Below are 18,063 nucleotides of genomic sequence, written 5' to 3'. Positions count from 1 at the left end.
AGGCAGAGAGCGCTCGTCCCTGGATCGCCGATCCCGGGATCGGCGTCCAGCCGCCGGTGGGATCAGCGGCGCTGCGTCGAGCGGGGGAGGAACGCCGCGAGGACGAGGCCGATGACCGCGGCGCCGGCGGCGATGACGAACGCGATGCGGAAGCCCTCCAGCGTCGGCACCTCGATGCCTCCGCTGCGCTGGGCCGTGCTCGCGAGGACGACGCCGATCACCGCGCTGGACGTGGCCGTGCCGATGGAGCGCATGAGCGAGTTCAGTCCGTTGGCGGCGCCCGTCTCGGCGGGATCGACGGCGCCGAGGATGAGGGCGGGCATCGCCGCGTACGCGATGCCGACCCCGGCGCCGGCCAGGACGGCGACCAGGACGAGCTGCCAGACGGCGCCCAGGAGCACCGTGCCCGCCAGGTAGGCGACGGCGAGGACCGCGAGGCCGAGGATCAGCGCCGTCTTCGGTCCGCGCGCACCCGACAGCCGTGCGGCCAGTGGCGCGACCACCATCATCGCCAGCCCCATCGATGCTCCGCAGAGTCCGGCGGCGACCAGGGAGAGGCCCATCCCGTATCCGGTGGAGGTGGGCAGCTGCAGGAGCTGGGGGAGCACGAGCGTGATCGCGAAGAACGCGAGGCCCACGGTGATCGCCGAGAGGTTCGTGAGGAGCACCTGTCGACGAGAGGCGGACCTGAGGTCCAGCAGCGGATCGTCGACGCGGAGCTCGTAGAGCCCCCAGAGCAGCAGGACGACGAGGGCCGCGCCGAAGAGCCCGAGCGTGACGGGGCTCGCCCAGCCCCAGTCGCCGCCCTTGGAGACCGCGAGGAGGAGGGCGACGAGGCCCAGAGTGAGTCCGAGCGCTCCGACGAGGTCGAACCGGCCGGAGGCGCGGTTCGGGCTCTCGGTCACGACGACGGCCAGTCCGATCATGGCGATCACTCCCAGGGCGGCCGTGCCGAAGAACAGCCAGTGCCAGTCGAGGTACTGGGCCACGAGGGCCGCGGCCGGGATCGCGAGCGCCCCGCCGATGCCGATGGAGCTGCTCATGATCGCCACCGCCGTGTTCCTGCGGTCGGGGTGCACCTGCTCCCAGATGATGCCGATGCCGAGCGGGATCGCTCCGAGCGCGAAGCCCTGGACGGCGCGGCCGATGATCATCGGCACGAGATCCGAGGTCATCCCCGAGAGGAGCGAGCCCAGGACCATCAGGCCGAGCGTGATGAGGATGAGCCTGCGCTTGCCGTAGAGATCGCCGAGTCGCCCGAGAACGGGGGCCGCGACGGTTCCCGAGAGGAGCGTGGCGGTGATCACCCAGGCGGCGTCGGACGCGTCGGCGTCCAGCAGCCGGGGGAGGTCGGCGACGAGGGGCACCGTCAGGGTCTGCATGGTGGCGACCGCGATGCCGCTGAGCGCCAGGATCGGGACGAGCCCGCGGCGAGGGCTCGGCTGGTCGCCGTCGACGACGAGAGCGGCGGGCGACGGTCCCTGCGGGCGGGCCGCCTCCGTCGAGGTGGAGGTGTCGGGGGTATCGGGGATGTCGGCGACCTCGTCGCGTGTCTGTGTCATGGAGTTCCTCGGCTGTCGAGCCGTGCGGGTCGGGGAGGGGGCGCTGCCGGAGCGGTGCGCGGAGGGGGAGGAGGCGCCCGTGCGGGCGCGCCGAAGGGACCCGGGTCGGGTCGGAAGGGGTGCGGGTCCGAGAGTGTGCCCGGATCCGCTCAGCGGGTCGTGCCGCCCGGTCAGCCGGGGATGCCGGCGACGTCGACCTCGATGGCCTCGATGCGGCCCTCGGCCTGGAAGCCCGCGACGAGTCGTTCGGGGTTGGTGTCGGAGATGAGGAGGTAGAGGGTCCGCAGATCGGGTCCGCCGAGGACCGCGTCGACGGCGAACGTCCCGCCGTCCGGGTAGGCGGTGGTGTCGGGCTCGATCCGGATGACGTCGGTGACCTCGCCGCCCTCCAGGACGCGGCGGAACTCGCCGATCCAGGGGAACCCCGCCCAGACGGCGCCCTCGCTGTCGATGCCGATGCCGTCCACGGACTCGATGTCGGGAGAGCCGAACTCGGCGAACACGCGCTGGTTCGTCAGGCCGCCTCCGTCCTCGATGTCGAAGGCCGTGAGCCGTGCCCGGGGCGCGCTGAAGGACTCCGCCACGACGAGCGTGCGGCCGTCGCCGGAGATCGCGATCCCGTTGGGGAAGATCAGATCCTCACCGCCGGTCTCGATGCGTCCGTCGGGGTGGCGGATGATCAGGCCCACTCCGATCGGCTCGCTCCCGAACACGTAGCCCTGCGGTCCGACGTACGCGCGCCCCTCGCGGTCCACCGCCATGTCGTTGGGGTGGAACGCGACCTCGGAGAGGTCGGCGAGCTCCTCGAGGCCGTCCGGCCCGACGCGCAGCAGCCGACCGTCGAGGATGGAGACGACCATCGGCGATCCGTCGGGGGCGAAGCCCAGTCCCGACGGCCGTCCCGGCACCTCGACGACGTCCTCGACGACGCCCTCCGGAGTGAGCCGGCAGATCATCCCGCGGGTCATGTCCGAGAACCACAGCGCTCCGTCGTGCCAGCGGGCGCCCTCGAGGTATCCGAGGCCTCCCTGGGCGACGACTCGGCGGTTCTCGGCGGGCAGGATGCGGGGCGGGCGGGTCACGGAGGTCTCCTCGTCGGTGGGGCGGGTGGGGTGGGAGGTATTACGCGCGGTCACGAGGTCTCCTCCCGGTAGCCGGAGGCGATCAGGGACCGGAGGCGGACGAGGGACTCCTCGTCGGCGCCGTTGCTCCTGATCAGGGCGAGGGAGCACGCGGCGAGGAACAGGTCGGAGCCTCGGACGGCGGATCGGATCCGGCCCGCGTCCTGCGCGGCGTGGACGTAGTTCTCGGTCGCGAGCACCAGGGCATCGCACGGGATCGTGAGGGGGTTGTCGGGATCGGGGCGCTGCACCGCCGACATGAGGGGCCCCGGGAGCCCCCGGAACGCACTGAAGTACTCCTCCAGTGCCTGCAGCCAGTGCGCGAGGGCCTGCGTCGGATCGTCGATCCTGTCGATCTCGGAGCGACGCAGGGCCAGCTCGGCGGAGTTCTGCTGCAGGACGGCCGCCAGCAGCTCGTCGCGGTGGGGGAAGTGGCGGTACAGAGTCGCGGGACCGACTCCCGTCTCCCGGGCGATGGCCTCGAGGGAGGTGTCGATGCCGTGCTCACGGAAGTGACGCTGGGCGGTGTCGAGCAGTGCCGTGCGGTTGCGCTGCACGTCCGCACGGGGCTTGCGGGTTCCGGCGGCCGTCATCGGCGTCTGGGTGTCATGATCGGGATCCTCTCGAATACGGATGCTGTCTCCGTATTACGTCTAGCATAAAACGGAGGGAGCATCCGGTCAAGGGCGAGGGGCGCGACGGGCTCCCTCTTCCTGAGACGCGCCGCGCACCGATCCGCACTTGATACCCTCGACCTTGACATCAGTGTCACCGTGAGAAGGGGCAACGAGTGAGGATCGGGGAACTCGCGACTCGGACCGGTGTGCCCGCGCGCATGCTGCGCTACTACGAGGCGCAGGGGCTCATCCAGCCCGTGCGCCTGCACAACGGGTACCGCGACTACGACGACTACCTCATCGACCGGGTCGTCAAGATCCGCGGGCTGCTCGACGCTGGGATCCCCACCCGGGTGATCGGCGAGATCCTGCCCTGCTTCGACAGCACGGGCTCCGAGGTTCCCGCCGATCCGGACCCGAGACTCCGGGAGACGCTGGTGCGGCAGCGGGAGCGCATGGCCGAGAACATCCGCGTCCTGTCCGAGAACCGCGCGGCGATCGATCGGTACATCTCCGCCATCGACGACGTGCTCGGCGCTCGTCCGGTCTGAACCGTCCGGCTGCTCGTCGTCGCCGACCCGGTCCTCCGGGGCGGCTCCAGGTCCTCGACGATTTGACCTTGACACTAATGGCAAGGTTGCAGACTGCGGGGATGACGACGAACGCCCCCTCCACTGCGCCCCCGTCCACGTCGGCGCGGCTTCCCCTCAATGCCCTCCTCGCCCTCGCGACCAGCGGATTCCTGACCGTCATGCTCGAGACGCTGCCCGCCGGCGTCCTTCCCGCCCTGAGCAGTGACCTGGGCGTGGAGGACGCGACCGCCGGGCAGACGGTCACCTTCTACGCTCTCGGTGCACTGCTGGGTGCCATCCCGATCATCAGCGCGACGATGGGATGGCCCCGTCGCCGCCTGCTCGTGATCGCCCTGGGCGGGTACGTCCTGACCAGCCTGATCGTCGCGGTCTCGCCGTTCTTCGCCGTGACCCTGGCCGCGAGGTTCGTCGCGGGCCTCTTCGCCGGGGTCCTCTGGGGGATCCTGGCGGGGTACGTGGGTCGCATCGTCGATCCGTCGCAGCGAGGGCGCGCCCTGACGATCGGCCTGTCCGGGACCCCGATCGCCCTCGCGTTCGGCACTCCGGCGGCGACCGTGCTCGCCACCGCGGTCGGCTGGCGCCTCACGTTCGTGATCATGGCCGTGATCACGGCCGCCGTGGTGGTCTGGGTCCTGGCCGCGGTCCCCCCTCTGCCCGGACAGGAGCGGCACGAGCGCACGACCGCGCTCCAGGCGCTCCGTCTGCCCGGTGTCCTGCCGATCATCGTGGTCGCCCTGCTCTTCTTCTCCGGCCACGCCCTGCTGTACACGTACATCGCGCCGTTCCTCGCTCTCGCGGGGATGGGCGGCTCGGTCAGCGCGGTGCTCCTGGTGTTCGGCGTGTCGGCTCTCGTCGGTCTCTGGGCGATCGGACTGCTGATCGACCGGCATCTGCGCCTGCTCATGCTGGTCAGCACCGCGGTGTTCGCGCTCGCGGTGTCGGTGCTCGCAGTGGCGATGAGCGCGCCCGTCCTGGTCGTGATCAGCGTCATCGCGTGGGGGGCGGCCTTCGGCGGATCGGGGACTCTGCAGCAGACCGCTCTGACGAACGCGTCCGGCACCGCCGTCGACGCCGCGCAGTCGGTCCTCGTCACGGGCCTGAACCTGGGGATCGCGCTGGGCGGGATCCTCGGCGGACTCGTCCTGACCGGCTTCGGGGCAGGCGCCCTGCCCGTCGCGACGGTGACGCTGCTCCTGCTCGTCCTCGTCATCGTCGCGGCGGGACGACGACACGCGTTCCCCGCCGCGCACCGGACGGACCGGTCGTGAGCACGACCGGATCGTCGATGCCGAGAGAACTGAACGCAGAGAAGGAGTCGCACTCGTGACGGAACAGAAGAAGATGCTGATCAGCATGCAGCTGGGCAACGGGTACGGGGCGCCGACGCTGGCGTGGCGCGCGCCCCAGGTCGACCCGCGCAACTACACGAACGCCGACGCGTACGTGCGGTACGCGCAGGCGGCGGAACGCGGGAAGTTCCAGTTCCTCTTCCTGCCCGACTTCCTCTCGCAGAGCCAGCGGTCCGACCAGGACTCGCCCATGCTCACGATGGATCCCTTCATCCTCATGGCCGTGATGGCTCGGGAGACCCGGAAGATCGGGTTCGTGTCAACCGCATCGACGACGTTCCACGAGCCGTACAACCTGGCTCGTCAGCTGAAGACCCTCGACGTGATCAGCGGCGGTCGCATCGGATGGAACGCGATCACCACGTCCGACGAGGTCTCCGCGGCCAACTTCGGCACGTCGATCGCCGGCCGTGACGAGCGCTACGGTCGCGCTCACGAGGTCGTCGAGATCGTCCAGGCCCTCTGGGGCAGCTGGGAGGAGGGCGCCTGGGTCGCCGACCAGGAGTCGGGAGTCTTCGCCGACCTGGCGAAGATCCGGCCCATCGACCTCGGCGGCCGGTACGTGGCCTCGCGCGGCCCTCTCGAGATCCCTCCCTCCCCGCAGGGGCAGCCCGTCGTCTTCCACGCCGGCCAGAGCCCCCACAGCCTCGCGCTGGCGGGCCGCTTCGCGAACGGCGTGATCGGGAACACCCACTCCATCGCCGATTCGATCCGCCAGCGCTCGAACATCCGGCGGGCCGCGGAGGAGGCGGGCCGCGACCCCGACGACATCACGTACTTCGCGGGGATCAGCCCGACCCTCGCCCCCACGACGCGCGAGGCGCTCGACCGGCGCGGCCGCTTCGTCGAGCCGCAGATCCCCCAGCAGATCGGCTATCTGGGGATGATGCTCGGCGTCCCGCTGTCCACGGCCGACCTCGACCGGCCTCTCAGTGCGTCGTCGCTCGCAGGCGCTCGAGCCGCGGCGTCGGACCCGCGGTCCGCGACCGCCCTGCGACTGGCCCGGGAGGGATGGAGCGTCCGCGACATCCTGTACCACGGCGTGATCGACTACCACCCGGCCCCCGTCGGCCCTCCGCAGCTCACCGCCGACCACATGCAGGAGTGGTTCGAGGCGGGCGCCTGCGACGGGTTCTGGCTCAACCCGGACGTCTACGAGGACGGCATCGACGCGTTCGTCGACGGAGTGGTGCCGCTGCTGCAGGAGCGGGGGCTCTTCCACCGCGACTACGAGGGGGACACCCTCCGGGAGCACCTCGGCGTGCCGTACCAGTACGGCAGGGCCGGGAACGCCTCCGCGTCGTAGCGCGGTGGCGCCGCGTTCGCCGGGGTCGCCGGGGTCCGGGTCACTCCACCAGGTCCTGCAGGATGCGGAAGAACGCGCTCTTGCCCTCGAGACCGATCCCGGGCAGCTCGCCAGGCGCGACGCGGCTGCCCTCGATCACGGCGTCGTCGGTGAAGCCGCCGGTGGGCTGGAACTCGCCCGGGTAGGACTCGTTGCCGCCCAGGTGCAGCGCGGCGGCGATGTGGAGGGAGAACTGGTGCCCGCCGTGCGGGACGCAGCGGCGCGAGGACCAGCCGTGCCGGGCGAGCTCCTCCTGCACGCGGAGGTACTCGACCAGCCCGTACGACAGCGCCGGGTCGACCTGGATGTAGTCGCGGTCGGGGCGCATGCCTCCGTGCCGGAGCAGATTGCGGGCGTCCTGCATCGAGAAGAGGTTCTCGCCGGTGGCGATGGGCTTGGAGTAGTGCTCCGAGAGGGTGGCGTTCAGCGCGTAGTCCAGCGGGTCGCCCACCTCCTCGTACCAGAACAGGTCGTAGGGCTCGATCGCGCGGCCGTACTCGAGCGCGGTGGCGAGGTCGAACTTGCCGTTCACGTCGACGGCGAGGCGAGAGCCGTCTCCGCCGAGGACGTCGATGACCGCCTCGATGCGCTCGAGGTCGTCGGCGAGATCGGTGCCGCCGATCTTCATCTTCACGACCTCGTAGCCGGAGTCGAGGAAGCGGCGCATCTCGTCCTGCAGGTCGCGGGTGGTCTTACCCGGCGCGTAGTAGCCGCCGGCGGCGTAGACGAAGACGTCGTCGTCGGGGGAGCCGTCGCCGTAGTGGTCCGAGATCCACCGGTAGAGGGGGACGCCCGCGGCCTTCGCGACGAGGTCGTGCAGCGCCATGTCCACGACGCCGACCGCGACCGAGCGCTCGCCGTGACCGCCGGGCTTCTCGTTGGCCATCATCACGGTCCACGCCTTCGTCGGTGAGAACTCGCCGCTCTCGTCGTGCAGCTCGTCGTCCGAGGCGGCCAGGAGGCGGGGGAGCAGGCGCTCCCGGATGATGGGCGTGGCGTTGTAGCGGCCGTTCGAGCTGAATCCGTAGCCGACGAGCGGCTTCCCGTCGACGACGACGTCGCTCACCAGAGCGATGATCGAGCTGTCCATCTTCGAGAAGTCGATGTACGCGTTGCGCATCGACGAGCTGATGGGGATGGTTCCGACGTGGGCGGCGACGATCTTCACGAGTTCTCCTCCGATTGTTGAATGCATCTTATAAGATGTGAGCACCACCGTATGCTGAGAGCCTCCGGGCCGCAAGACAGGAAGCGAGAACCGTGACCGTCACCGTCTTCTCCAGCAAGGGCGACGTCGCCTACAGCGAGGTGCGCCGCCGCATCCTGATGGGCGATCTGGCCGCCGGGACCCGCGTGCCGCAGTACGAGCTCGCCGAGGACCTGAGCATGAGCATCACCCCCGTGCGCGAGGCGCTCCGACGGCTCGCCAGCGAGGGCCTCGTCGAGCTCGACGCCCACCGCGACGTGCGGGTCGCCGGGCTCAGTGCGGAGGAGGGGCGCGAGCTGTTCGAGGTGCGCCTCGCCCTGGAGCCGGCCGCGACGGCGCTCGCCGCAGAGCGCCGCACCGAGGAGGACCTCGAGCGGATGCGCGAGGCCGCCGCCGCCCTCCGACCCGTCACGCGCGAGGAGGGGGAGGAGGCGATCCTCGCCCACTCCGCGTTCCACCGCGCCGTGTACCGGGCCTCGCACAACGCCGCGCTGGTACGGCTCCTCGACGACCTGTGGGCGAAGTCCGACCGGTACCGGCGGAGGGGGCTCGAGCTGCCGTCGGGGGACGAGCCGCGCACCGTCGACCACCGCCAGCACGGCGAGCTGCTCGACCTGGTCGTCGCCGGCGACGTCGAGGGAGCCGCGGCCCTGGCGCGGGCGCACATCGAGGAGAGCCTGACCGGAGCGGTGCTCGAGGTCCTCGACGCGGACTGACTCCCGGCGCTCAGACCGAGCGCGACTCCACGCTCTCGCGGCTGCCCGAGAACCAGCGCGGCGCCTGGAAGCCGTACTTCAGCACCGGGACATCGCGGGTGAGGCGCCAGTAGCCGAGCGCCGCCGCGACCGCGACGCCGCAGACGATCAGGGGCACGGCCGGCCCGATGGCGTCCAGCCAGCGCTGCCCCTCGAAGAGCAGCAGGAAGCTCGTGGTCAGCGAGACGAACAGCACGTGCACCACGTAGACCGGCAGGGTGTTGCGGCCGATGTACGTGATCCAGTCGGCGGCGCGCACTCCCGAGAGGAAGCGCGCGAGGACGAGGCCGGCGAGGACCGCGAGCACGCTCACGAGCACGAGGCCCACGGTGAGCAGCGGGAACGGTCCGCGGGCGACGAGGATGCCGGCCGCGGCCACCAGGAAGAGCACGCCGAAGCCGATCCCGCTCAGCAGTCCGCGGCGCTCGACGAACGCGAGGATCGCCGTGCGCAGGTGCAGCCCGATCAGGAAGAACATCAGGTAGCGGGACATGCCGTCCCAGGCGATGTTGCCGGTCCCCTCCGACGTCGTGGAGCGGATCGCGTACCAGGCCACGGCGATCGCGGTCGCGATGCCCACCTGCACGCGCCAGTCGACGCGTCCGTCGGCCAGCTTCGCGAGCACGAAGAAGATGGTGAGGGCGTAGAGGAACCAGAGCCCGTTGTGCGGCATGAGCGGCGACAGCAGCAGGTCGATCGGGTTCGTCTCGTCGGTTCCTCCGGGGTTCGGGACCACGGTGAAGAAGAGGAACCGCACGAGCGTCCACAGCAGGAACGCCCAGACGAGGAGGCTGAGGCGCGAGCGCCAGAGCTCGCGCCACGAGCGCTTGAGCACCGAGCCCGCGAAGAGCCCGGAGGCGAGGAAGAACAGCGGCATGCGGAAGACGATCAGGAGCAGGTTGATGTCGTCCCAGGCCCGCGGGGCGATGCCGGCCGAGATCGTCCACTGCACCGAGTGCGCGAGGGCGACCAGGATGATGGCGATCCCCTTCGCCGTATCCACCCAGGTGATGCGCGTGCGTGCCATGGTCCCTCGTCCGTCGTGATCATCGATGACAGTGGCGTCGGTGCCGAGCAAGTGTTGCACGGCTGTGGGGCCCCTGAAAGTGGTTCAGCGGCTCGGTGCGTTACGGGCATGTGACAGTCGGGCCCGGTGCGGGGGAGTGCCGAGCACGCGCCCCCCGACGGGGGCGGAGGCGTCACCGGCCGACTCCCGTGCCCGATGATCGTCGTATGACTCGCGCGACGCCTCCGACCGGCGGCGGACGACGCCGACGTCCCGTCCTCCTCGTCCTGCTCGGCATCCTGCTGATCGCAGGGGTCGTGGGAGTGGTCGTCGCCGTCACCGTGCCGAGGGACGGGGCGTCCTCGTCGCGCTCGACGGTCGACATGGAGGAGCGCGTCGCCGCGATCGCGGAGCGCTTCCCCGACGGATACCCGCAGCACAGCGTCCTGCTCACGGGCAGCTCGTCGTTCGGCCGGTGGACGACGTCGAAGGAGGACCTGCGCCCCCTCGAGACCTACAACCTCGGCATCGGCGGCACCACCGTGGCCGATCACCTGGCCCACCTCGACAGCATGATCGCGCCGTTCGATCCGCGCGCGGTCCTCGTCTACGTCGGTGCGAACGACATCAGCGGCGACGCCGACGGGCTCTCCGGTACCGAGACCGCCGACGCGGTCATCGAGTACCTCGGCCGGCTGGAGGAGGTCGCGCCGGACGCCGAGGTCTTCTACGTCGAGATCGCCGAGACGCCGGCGCGCGAGGCCGTCCGCGAGGAGGTCGAGACCGCGAACGACCTGATCCGCGCGTACGCCGACACCGACGACCGGGTCGTCTTCGTGCCGACGGCCGAGGCGCTGCTCACCCCCGAGGGCGCGATCGACCCGTCGCTCTTCGTCGAGGACGGCCTGCACTTCGACGACGCCGGCTACGACCGCTTCGCGGAGGCGATCCGCTCGGTCGTGCTGCCCGCACTGGAATAGTCGGATCCCTCCGCGGTCTTCGAGGGGCTACTCGTCGGCATTGTAGACCTTCCGGAACGCGTCCTTGCGCGCGATCCTCCCGCCGCGGAACTCGTAGATGTCGCAGCCGCGCGTGACCTGGACCTCGCCGTCGGGGCCCGTCCCGGTGAAGGACCACGTGCCCGCACCGCGGGTGCCCGCGATGAGGGGCTGCGCGTCCTCGTGGCGCTCCTGCCCGGTGTCGAAGGCGAGCATGAGCGCGAAGCCCTCCCGCACCTGCTCCCGGCCGGTCCAGGTGCGGCCGGGCTCGGGACCGACGGACGCGCTGTAGACGCAGTCGTCGGTGATGTGGCTCATCAGAGCCTCGAGGTCGTGGCGGGCCCAGGCGTCGCTGAACGCCGCGAGGATCTCGGGCGTCATCTCACTCGCGCTGGTCTCGGTCGAGGAGGAGTCGTTCATGAGCCGGTCCTTCGAGTCGGGGGACCGTCGTCGGTCGCTCTGCGAACCCTGGCAGGTGCGCGGTCGCGGTGGCAACAGCCTCTAGCGGTCATGTCCGGAAGCGGGCGATCGGGGGCTCGCGTCCACCACGTGCACGGTGACGCCCGCGTCGCTGATCTCGCGCAGCGCGGCCGGGTCGGCGGAGGAGTCGGTCACCAGGTCGTCGACCTCGCCCAGGTCGGCCATCTTCGCGAGGGTCGCCTGCCCGATCTTCGATCCGTCGGCGACGACGATCACGCGCTGCGCCTTGGCGACCATCGCGTGGTTCGTCCGCGCCTCGGTCTCGTCGTGGGTCGTGACTCCTCCTGCCGCGCTGATGCCGTCGGTGCCGAGGATCGCGGTGCCGACGTTGATCGCCCGGAAGGACGCCTCGGCCAGCGAGCCCACCGCCTCGAGCGAGCTCGGGCGGATGACGCCGCCGGTGATGAGGACCTGGAGCCGCGGCCATGCGACGCACTCCATCGCGATGGCGAGGGAGTTGGTGATCACGGTGAGCCCCGAGCGGTGCCGGAGCGCGCGGGCGACCTCGGCCGTCGTCGTCCCTCCGCTCAGGGCGAGTGCGTAGGGGCCGGCGGGGATCAGATCGACGGCTCGACGCGCGATGACCTGCTTCTCGTGCCGGAAGCGGGAGTCGCGCAGGCGGACGGGTATCTCGCTCCGGGATCCGCGCTCGCGGGCGCCGCCGTGGGTCCGCACGAGCTCGCCCTGCTCGTCGAGGTCGGCGAGGTCGCGGCGGAGGGTGGCGGCGGAGACGCCGAGATCCTCGGCGAGCTCCGCGAGGGACCGGCTCGAGTGCTCGTGCAGGAGCTGGAGGATCCGCCGCATCCGGTCGGCCCGCTTGCCCGACATCGAGCGTGCGGCGGCATCGGAGGTGCGGCTGGACGGCATGGTGCTCTCCTCACGGGCCCGAAACGAGCACTCTGATTGATCACTTTAGCCGGGATAGTGCGCGAAACGCTCACTTCGGCTCCATGATCTCGTCATGCCTCTCACCACCACCCGTGAACTGATCGACGCTGCCGTCGCTCGGAGCAGTGCCGTCTTCGGTTTCAACGTGATCACCCTCGAGCAGGCCGAGGCGGTCGTCGCGGGCGCCGAGGAGGCGGGTACCGGCGCGATCCTGCAGGTCAGCGAGAACGCGATCGGGTTCCACGACGGCGACATGGGACCTCTCCTGTCGGCGTGCGCCGGCATCGCCGCCGCGTCCTCCGTCCCCCTCGCGCTGCACCTCGACCACTTCCGTGACGAGGCGCTCATCGGAGAGGGGATCGAGCGCGCGGCGGGACTCGGAGTGAGTTCGATCATGGTCGACGCCTCGCACCGCTCCCACGACCGCAACGTCTCCGAGACCCTCCGAGCCGCGCAGCGGGCGCAGGAGCTCGGTCTCTGGGTCGAAGCGGAGCTCGGCGAGATCGGCGGGAAGGACGGCGCTCACTCCCCGCTGGTGCGGACGCGACCGCACGAGGCCGTCGACTTCGTCGCCGCCACCCGCGTGGACGCCCTGGCGGTCGCCGTCGGCAGCTCGCACGCGATGACGTCGGCGAGCGCGGAGCTCGACCTCGAACTGACGGCGCTCCTGGCGCAGGTCGTCGACGTGCCTCTCGTGCTGCACGGATCGTCCGGGGTGCGCGACGCGCTCCTCGTCTCCGCCGTCGCCGCGGGCGTCCGGAAGATCAACGTGGGCACCGCCTTGAACATCGCCTTCACCGAGCAGATCCGACTCGCGCTCGCCGAGGACCCCCGCATGCACGACCCCCGCCGCTACATCGCGGGCGGCAGGCAGGCGATCAGCAGGACGGTCGACCACCTCTGCGGCCTCCTGACCGGAGCGTCCGACAGCGGACTCGTCCGATGACGCACCACCGCGCCCTCTCGCGCCGCCCGCCCTCCCGAGCGGCCCACGCCGCTCCGACACCGCCGTCCCCCGACAGGAGAACCGTGACCGACCACCTGTGGAACACCGTCCGCGACCATCGAGCGGGCGAACCGCTCGGCGTCTACTCGGTGTGCTCCGCGCATCCGACCGTGCTCGAGGCCTCGATCCGCCAGGCGCTCGAGGACGGCACCTACCTCCTCGTCGAGGCGACCTCAAACCAGGTCGACCAGTTCGGCGGCTACACGGGCATGACCCCCGCCGATTTCCGGGAGTTCGTCTTCGGGATCGCCGACCGCCTCGGCTTCGCCCGCGACCGCCTCGTGCTTGGCGGCGACCACCTGGGACCCAACCGCTGGCAGCGCCTCGACGCCGAGCAGGCCATGGTGAACGCCGAGGCGCTCGTGGCGGCGTACGTCGAGGCCGGCTACACGAAGATCCACCTGGACTGCAGCATGGCCTGCGCGGGGGAGGAGGCGCCCCTGAGCGACGACGTCGTCGCCGAGCGCTCGGCCCGTCTGCTGCGCGTCGCCGAGGACACCGCGGCGCGGACCGGCCGCCGACAGCAGGTCCTCTACGTGATCGGCACGGAGGTGCCGGTGCCGGGCGGCGCCCACGAGACGCTGCACGAGCTGGTCCCGACGGCCCGCGAGGCGGCGCTCCTGACCCTGGACCGCCACCGCGCCGCGTTCCTCGCCGAGGGTCTCCTGCACGTCTGGCCGCGCATCATCGCCCTCGTCGTCCAGCCCGCCGTCGAGTTCGACCACCTCCAGGTCATCGACTACCGGAGCGACGCGACGCTCGATCTGCGCACCGTGCTCGACGACGAGCCGGGACTGGTGTTCGAGGCCCATTCGACGGACTATCAGGAGCCGGCCCGGCTCGCCGAGCTCGTCGGGGACCACTGGGCGATCCTGAAGGTCGGACCGGGACTGACCTTCGCGCTGCGGGAAGGGCTCTTCGCCCTCGCCGGCATCGAGGACCAGCTCGTCCCCGCCGGGAAGCGGTCGAACCTCGTCGAGGTCATCGAGCGCCGGATGCTGGAGCACTCCGGCTACTGGGAGGGCTACTACGAGGGCAGCGACGACGAGCAGCGCATCGCCCGCCGCTTCAGCTACAGCGATCGGATGCGCTACTACTGGCCGGACGCGGACATCGAGGCCGCCCAGGAGCGGCTCTACGACAACCTGACGGCGCAGGCGATCCCGCTGCCGCTGATCAGCCAGTTCCTCCCCGACCAGTACGCACGGATCCGCGCCGGCGATCTGAGCGCCGACCCGCGCGAGCTGGTCGTCGACAAGGTCCGCGACGCCCTGCGGCCCTACGCCCAGGCCTGCTCACCCTCCCACCGCGACATCGTCGTCCCCTGACCTCACGGAGCACACCATGACCACCACAGACCTCCCCGAGACCCTCGCGACAGCCCGCGAGATCGACCAGCAGCCCGATGTCTGGCGCGAGTGCGCCGGGATCGTCAGCGACCGGCGCCCGGCGATCGACGCCTTCCTCGCCCCGCTCCTCGCACGCCCCGACCTCCGGATCGTCCTGACCGGAGCGGGGACGTCGGCCTTCGTCGGCGACATCGCGGCCCCCGCCCTGACGCGTCTCCTCGGACGACGCGTCGACGCCGTGGCGACCACCGACCTCGTGTCGAACCCGCGCCAGCACCTGGCGGAGGACCTGCCGACGCTGCTCGTCTCGTTCGCCCGCTCGGGCAACAGCCCCGAGAGCTCCGCCGCGACGGTCCTCGCCGATGAGGTGCTCACCTCGGTCCGCCACCTCGTGATCACCTGCGATCCGACCGGCGCCCTCTACCTCGCGCACCACGGGCGGGACGCGTCGCACGTCGTCCTGATGCCGGCGCTGTCCAACGACAGCGGCTTCGCCATGACGTCCAGCTTCACGTCGATGCTCCTCGCCGCCCTCCTGATCTTCACCGGCGACGACGACGCGGCCGTCTCGAAGCTCCGGGCCGCCGCGTCGCAGATCCTGGACGACCGGCGCTCCGAGATCACCCGGCTCGCGTCCTCGGACTTCGAGCGCGTGATCTACCTGGGCAGCGGACCCCTCACCGGCCTCGCGCGGGAGTCGGCCCTGAAGCTGCTCGAGCTCACCGCCGGGAAGGTCGTGACCTATTACGACTCCGCCCTCGGGTTCCGCCACGGCCCGAAGGCGGTGCTGGACGCCACCACCCTCGTGATCGTCTACCTGTCCTCGGACGAGTACACGCGCCGCTACGACCTCGACATCGTCGCCGAGCTGCGCACGACGCTCTCGCCGGAACGCGTCGTCACCGTCTCGGCCACTCCGGTGCCCGAGTCGACGGCGGACGACTGGGTGCTCGCGGACCTCGACGGACTCGACGACTCCTCCCTCGCCGTCGCCTACGTCGTCGTCGCGCAGCTCCTGGGCCTGTCGTTCTCGATCGCCCTCGGGATGACCCCGGACAACCCGTTCCCCGACGGATCGGTCAACCGCGTCGTCCGCGGCGTGACGATCCACCCGCTCACGCCGTCCTCCGGCCGCGCCGGTCGCGGGGAGGAGTAGCCGTGGCTCTCTTCCTGGGTGTCGACGGCGGCGGGTCGAAGACCGACTTCGTGCTCCTCGACCACGACGGGCACATCGCGGCACGGACGACGACGGCGAGCTGCTACTACTTCACCGAGGGGATCGAGCTGGTCACCGGCATCCTGACCGCCGGTCTCGCCGAGATCACCGCGCAGGCCCGCATCACCCCGGCCGACATCGACCAGGCGTTCTTCGGCCTCCCCGGGTACGGCGAGGTCAGCTCGGACATCGAGCGCCTCGACGCCCTGCCCGGAGACGTCCTCGGACACACCCGCTTCACCTGCGACAACGACATGGTCTGCGGCTGGGCCGGCTCTCTCGGAGCCGTCGACGGCATCAACGTGATCAGCGGCACCGGCTCGATGACCTACGGCGAGCGTCAGGGCGCGACGCACCGCGTCGGCGGGTGGAGCGAGCTGTTCGGCGACGAGGGCTCCGGGTATTGGATCGCCGTCCAGGGGCTCAACGCCTTCAGCCGGATGAGCGACGGACGCCTCCCTCGGGGCCCGCTCTACGAGCTCATGCGCTCCCGGGCCGGGATCCTCGGCGACCTCGACCTCATCGATGTGGTGGTCAACCGGTGGAAGGGCCTCCGGGTGAACATCGGCGACCTCTCCAAGACGGTCGTCCAGGCCGCCGAGGCCGGCGACGAGGTGGCGCAGCGCATCCTCCGCGACGCCTGCAGCGAACTCGTCGAGATCGTCGAGACCACGCGCACGCACCTGGGCTTCCTCGACGAGCCGGTCCCCGTCTCCTACTCGGGAGGCATGTTCAGCACGGCGCTCATCCGCGACGGATTCGTGGCCGCGCTGTCCGCGCTGCCGGCGGACTACGACATCCGGACGCCGCGCTTCAGCCCGGGAGTCGGCGGAGCGCTGTACGCCGCGAAGACCGCGGGAACGCCCCTCCCCGAGAGCGCTCTGGCGCGACTCGCCTCGCACTAGACCCCCCACCGCACCACCCCCTCCTCCCCTCCCACCGACGTCAAAGCCGAGGTCATCGCATGAACACGACACGCTCCTGGATCTTCTACGCCGCCCTCCTGGTGCTCTTCTGGGGGGTGTGGGGAGCCTTCTCCTCCCTCCCGATCACCCTCTACGGCTACCCGGACGAGATGATCTACGTGATCTGGGCCTTCACCATGATCATCCCCGCGGCCTTCGCACTGCGGGGCCAGAAGTTCGACCGCCGACCCGCGGCGGCGATCTACGGCCTCCTCATCGGGCTGACGGGCGCCGGCGGGCAGCTGCTGCTCTTCAATGCGCTCTCGACCGGACCCGCCTACCTGATCTTCCCGATCATCTCCGTCTCGCCGGCGATCACCGTGCTGATGGCCGTGGCCCTCCTCCGCGAACGACTGCGACGACTCGCCGTCATCGGCCTCGTCGCCGCCCTCGCCGCCATCGTCCTGTTCAGCATCGCCGGCGCGTCCGGAGAGGCGACGCCGGGACCCTGGCTCGTGATCGCGATCCTCGTCAGCATCGCCTGGGGTGTGCAGGCGTTCTTCATGCGCAAGGCCGCGACCATCGGGGTGAACGACGCGACGACGTTCGCCTGGATGGCCGTGAGCGGACTCCTCCTGGTGCCGTTCGCCGTGATGAGCATGGGCGGCCTGCCCCTGGACGTGCCCTGGCAGGCTCCGGCGCTCACCGCCGCGACGCAGCTCCTCAACGCGGTCGGCGCCCTGTTCCTCGTCATGGCGCTGAGCCGCGGCAAGGCGTCCATCGTGGCTCCGACGACCAATGCGCTCGCGCCCGTGCTGACCATCGCCGTGTCCCTCGTCTTCTACCAGACCCTGCCCAGCGTCTTCGGGACGATCGCGATCGTTCTGGCGCTCGCCGGATCGACGCTGATGGTCTACAGCGACGAGAAGAGGGGGGAGTCGGTCCCCGCGAAGCTGGCGACTCCGGAGGAGGCGACGACCACGCGTCGCTGACGCCCCGCTCGTGACCGCCGCCCGGCCGGGCTCCTCGGAGTCCGGCCGGGCTTCGTCGTGTCACCGCGCCCTTCCCGGTCGACCTTCGCACTAATGTGAAGGTCGAATCGTCGGAGGAGAGCGGATGCGCATCGGAGAACTGTCGAAGCGGACGGGAGTCCCGTCCCGGATGCTTCGCTACTACGAGGAGCAGGGGCTCATCACCCCGCGGAGACTCGACAACGGGTACCGGGAGTACGACGACTACCTCATCGACCGCGTCGGCAAGGTCAGGGGACTCATCGACGCCGGCATCCCCACCCGGATCGTGACGAGCATCCTGCCCTGCCTGGGACAACCTCGGTCCATCGTCGTCGAGAACGCCGACCCCGGTCTCTTCGACCTGCTCGAGACCGAGCGCGACCGGATGAGCGAGAAGATCGACTTCCTCACGCACAACCGCGACGCCCTCACGAGCTATCTCGAGGATCTCGCTCGGGTGGGCGTCCGGTCGCGGAGCGAGGCGAGCTGAGCGGAGCTCCTCCGCGCGGCACCGCGAATTGACCTTCTCACTAGTGAGAATGTCGAGACTGGAGACGGACGCCCTCGTCGACGGTGCGGTGCTGTGTCCGGTCGGCGCTCGCGGGGGCATCGCGTCGGCCCGTGGCCGCGCATCCGCCCTCCCTCATGAACCG

The 18,063-nt window shown here is 70.7% G+C and carries 18 protein-coding genes; 11 read left to right on the top strand and 7 right to left on the bottom strand.

Features of this window, described 5'->3' with window-relative positions; all coding sequences use genetic code 11:
• Positions 1 to 62: 62 nt before the first annotated feature.
• The 3 genes from C1I63_RS01870 to C1I63_RS01860 all read right to left on the bottom strand — a co-directional run bounded on the left by C1I63_RS01870 (position 63) and on the right by C1I63_RS01860 (position 3,276).
• Positions 63 to 1,562, bottom strand: a complete 1,500-nt coding sequence (locus tag C1I63_RS01870; protein WP_107573555.1) for an MFS transporter — start codon at positions 1,560 to 1,562, stop codon at positions 63 to 65.
• 170 nt (positions 1,563 to 1,732) lie between these two features.
• Positions 1,733 to 2,698, bottom strand: coding sequence for an SMP-30/gluconolactonase/LRE family protein (locus tag C1I63_RS01865; RefSeq protein ID WP_146168340.1), 966 nt, complete (start codon positions 2,696 to 2,698; stop codon positions 1,733 to 1,735).
• Positions 2,695 to 3,276, bottom strand: a complete 582-nt coding sequence (locus tag C1I63_RS01860; RefSeq protein ID WP_107573553.1) for a TetR/AcrR family transcriptional regulator — start codon at positions 3,274 to 3,276, stop codon at positions 2,695 to 2,697. The genes C1I63_RS01865 and C1I63_RS01860 overlap by 4 nt, the downstream gene beginning before the upstream one ends.
• A 197-nt stretch (positions 3,277 to 3,473) precedes the next feature.
• Between C1I63_RS01860 and C1I63_RS01855 the strand changes: the two genes are divergently transcribed.
• The 3 genes from C1I63_RS01855 (at position 3,474) to C1I63_RS01845 (ending at position 6,548) form a co-directional block, all read left to right on the top strand.
• Entirely contained in the window at positions 3,474 to 3,851 is a 378-nt protein-coding gene (locus C1I63_RS01855; protein ID WP_107573552.1) for a MerR family transcriptional regulator, read from the top strand.
• Between the two features lie 101 nt (positions 3,852 to 3,952).
• Positions 3,953 to 5,161 (top strand): MFS transporter, encoded by a 1,209-nt coding sequence (locus C1I63_RS01850; RefSeq protein ID WP_211315546.1) that lies wholly within the window; start codon positions 3,953 to 3,955, stop codon positions 5,159 to 5,161.
• Positions 5,162 to 5,216: 55 nt separating this feature from the next.
• Entirely contained in the window at positions 5,217 to 6,548 is a 1,332-nt protein-coding gene (locus C1I63_RS01845; RefSeq protein ID WP_244906950.1) for an NtaA/DmoA family FMN-dependent monooxygenase, read from the top strand.
• A gap of 40 nt (positions 6,549 to 6,588) precedes the next feature.
• On the opposite strand, the gene C1I63_RS01840 is transcribed toward C1I63_RS01845, so the two are convergent.
• Complete coding sequence (locus C1I63_RS01840; protein ID WP_107573550.1) at positions 6,589 to 7,755, bottom strand: mandelate racemase/muconate lactonizing enzyme family protein; 1,167 nt, start codon at positions 7,753 to 7,755, stop codon at positions 6,589 to 6,591.
• Between the two features lie 92 nt (positions 7,756 to 7,847).
• Between C1I63_RS01840 and C1I63_RS01835 the strand changes: the two genes are divergently transcribed.
• Entirely contained in the window at positions 7,848 to 8,510 is a 663-nt protein-coding gene (locus C1I63_RS01835) for a GntR family transcriptional regulator (RefSeq protein WP_244906949.1), read from the top strand.
• Positions 8,511 to 8,520: 10 nt separating this feature from the next.
• Here the strand turns inward: C1I63_RS01835 and C1I63_RS01830 are convergent, their stop codons facing one another.
• Entirely contained in the window at positions 8,521 to 9,576 is a 1,056-nt protein-coding gene (locus C1I63_RS01830; RefSeq protein ID WP_107573549.1) for an acyltransferase family protein, read from the bottom strand.
• 206 nt (positions 9,577 to 9,782) lie between these two features.
• Between C1I63_RS01830 and C1I63_RS01825 the strand changes: the two genes are divergently transcribed.
• Positions 9,783 to 10,535: a GDSL-type esterase/lipase family protein gene (locus C1I63_RS01825; RefSeq protein WP_107573548.1), complete on the top strand. Its 753-nt coding sequence runs from the start codon at positions 9,783 to 9,785 to the stop codon at positions 10,533 to 10,535.
• A gap of 27 nt (positions 10,536 to 10,562) precedes the next feature.
• On the opposite strand, the gene C1I63_RS01820 is transcribed toward C1I63_RS01825, so the two are convergent.
• On the bottom strand, positions 10,563 to 10,973 hold the full coding sequence (locus C1I63_RS01820; protein ID WP_211315544.1) for a nuclear transport factor 2 family protein: 411 nt from the start codon (positions 10,971 to 10,973) through the stop codon (positions 10,563 to 10,565).
• An 81-nt stretch (positions 10,974 to 11,054) separates the two neighbouring features.
• Positions 11,055 to 11,900, bottom strand: coding sequence for a DeoR/GlpR family DNA-binding transcription regulator (locus tag C1I63_RS01815; protein WP_211315543.1), 846 nt, complete (start codon positions 11,898 to 11,900; stop codon positions 11,055 to 11,057).
• Positions 11,901 to 11,994: 94 nt separating this feature from the next.
• Between C1I63_RS01815 and C1I63_RS01810 the strand changes: the two genes are divergently transcribed.
• The 6 genes from C1I63_RS01810 to C1I63_RS01785 all read left to right on the top strand — a co-directional run bounded on the left by C1I63_RS01810 (position 11,995) and on the right by C1I63_RS01785 (position 17,900).
• On the top strand, positions 11,995 to 12,867 hold the full coding sequence (locus tag C1I63_RS01810) for a class II fructose-bisphosphate aldolase (protein WP_107573547.1): 873 nt from the start codon (positions 11,995 to 11,997) through the stop codon (positions 12,865 to 12,867).
• 83 nt (positions 12,868 to 12,950) lie between these two features.
• The gene (locus C1I63_RS01805; RefSeq protein WP_244906948.1) at positions 12,951 to 14,255 is read left to right on the top strand and encodes a D-tagatose-bisphosphate aldolase, class II, non-catalytic subunit; all 1,305 of its coding nucleotides are present in this window, start codon (positions 12,951 to 12,953) and stop codon (positions 14,253 to 14,255) included.
• 16 nt (positions 14,256 to 14,271) lie between these two features.
• Positions 14,272 to 15,432, top strand: coding sequence for an SIS domain-containing protein (locus C1I63_RS01800; protein WP_107573545.1), 1,161 nt, complete (start codon positions 14,272 to 14,274; stop codon positions 15,430 to 15,432).
• Positions 15,433 to 15,434: 2 nt separating this feature from the next.
• Entirely contained in the window at positions 15,435 to 16,397 is a 963-nt protein-coding gene (locus C1I63_RS01795; protein WP_107573544.1) for an N-acetylglucosamine kinase, read from the top strand.
• 59 nt (positions 16,398 to 16,456) lie between these two features.
• A complete protein-coding gene (locus C1I63_RS01790) occupies positions 16,457 to 17,389 on the top strand; it encodes a DMT family transporter (protein ID WP_107573543.1) in 933 nt (310 codons plus the stop codon).
• Between the two features lie 124 nt (positions 17,390 to 17,513).
• Positions 17,514 to 17,900 carry a MerR family transcriptional regulator gene (locus C1I63_RS01785; RefSeq protein ID WP_107573542.1) on the top strand — a complete coding sequence of 129 codons (387 nt, stop codon included), beginning with the start codon at positions 17,514 to 17,516 and terminating at the stop codon, positions 17,898 to 17,900.
• The last annotated feature ends 163 nt before the right edge of the window (positions 17,901 to 18,063 follow it).

This window comes from Rathayibacter caricis DSM 15933 (genome assembly GCF_003044275.1).
GTDB lineage: Bacteria > Actinomycetota > Actinomycetes > Actinomycetales > Microbacteriaceae > Rathayibacter > Rathayibacter caricis.
This window is presented reverse-complemented; position numbering and strand designations above follow the sequence as displayed.

What these genes read in the sequence shown, in the direction of transcription:
- C1I63_RS01850 (WP_211315546.1), top strand. Translation starts at nt 3,953, where the DNA reads ATGACGACGAACGCCCCCTCCACTGCGCCCCCGTCCACGTCGGCGCGG.
- C1I63_RS01815 (WP_211315543.1), bottom strand. Translation starts at nt 11,900, where the DNA reads ATGCCGTCCAGCCGCACCTCCGATGCCGCCGCACGCTCGATGTCGGGC.
- C1I63_RS01785 (WP_107573542.1), top strand. Translation starts at nt 17,514, where the DNA reads ATGCGCATCGGAGAACTGTCGAAGCGGACGGGAGTCCCGTCCCGGATG.
- C1I63_RS01790 (WP_107573543.1), top strand. Translation starts at nt 16,457, where the DNA reads ATGAACACGACACGCTCCTGGATCTTCTACGCCGCCCTCCTGGTGCTC.
- C1I63_RS01820 (WP_211315544.1), bottom strand. Translation starts at nt 10,973, where the DNA reads ATGAACGACTCCTCCTCGACCGAGACCAGCGCGAGTGAGATGACGCCC.
- C1I63_RS01870 (WP_107573555.1), bottom strand. Translation starts at nt 1,562, where the DNA reads ATGACACAGACACGCGACGAGGTCGCCGACATCCCCGATACCCCCGAC.
- C1I63_RS01860 (WP_107573553.1), bottom strand. Translation starts at nt 3,276, where the DNA reads ATGACGGCCGCCGGAACCCGCAAGCCCCGTGCGGACGTGCAGCGCAAC.
- C1I63_RS01830 (WP_107573549.1), bottom strand. Translation starts at nt 9,576, where the DNA reads ATGGCACGCACGCGCATCACCTGGGTGGATACGGCGAAGGGGATCGCC.
- C1I63_RS01800 (WP_107573545.1), top strand. Translation starts at nt 14,272, where the DNA reads ATGACCACCACAGACCTCCCCGAGACCCTCGCGACAGCCCGCGAGATC.
- C1I63_RS01825 (WP_107573548.1), top strand. Translation starts at nt 9,783, where the DNA reads ATGACTCGCGCGACGCCTCCGACCGGCGGCGGACGACGCCGACGTCCC.
- C1I63_RS01810 (WP_107573547.1), top strand. Translation starts at nt 11,995, where the DNA reads ATGCCTCTCACCACCACCCGTGAACTGATCGACGCTGCCGTCGCTCGG.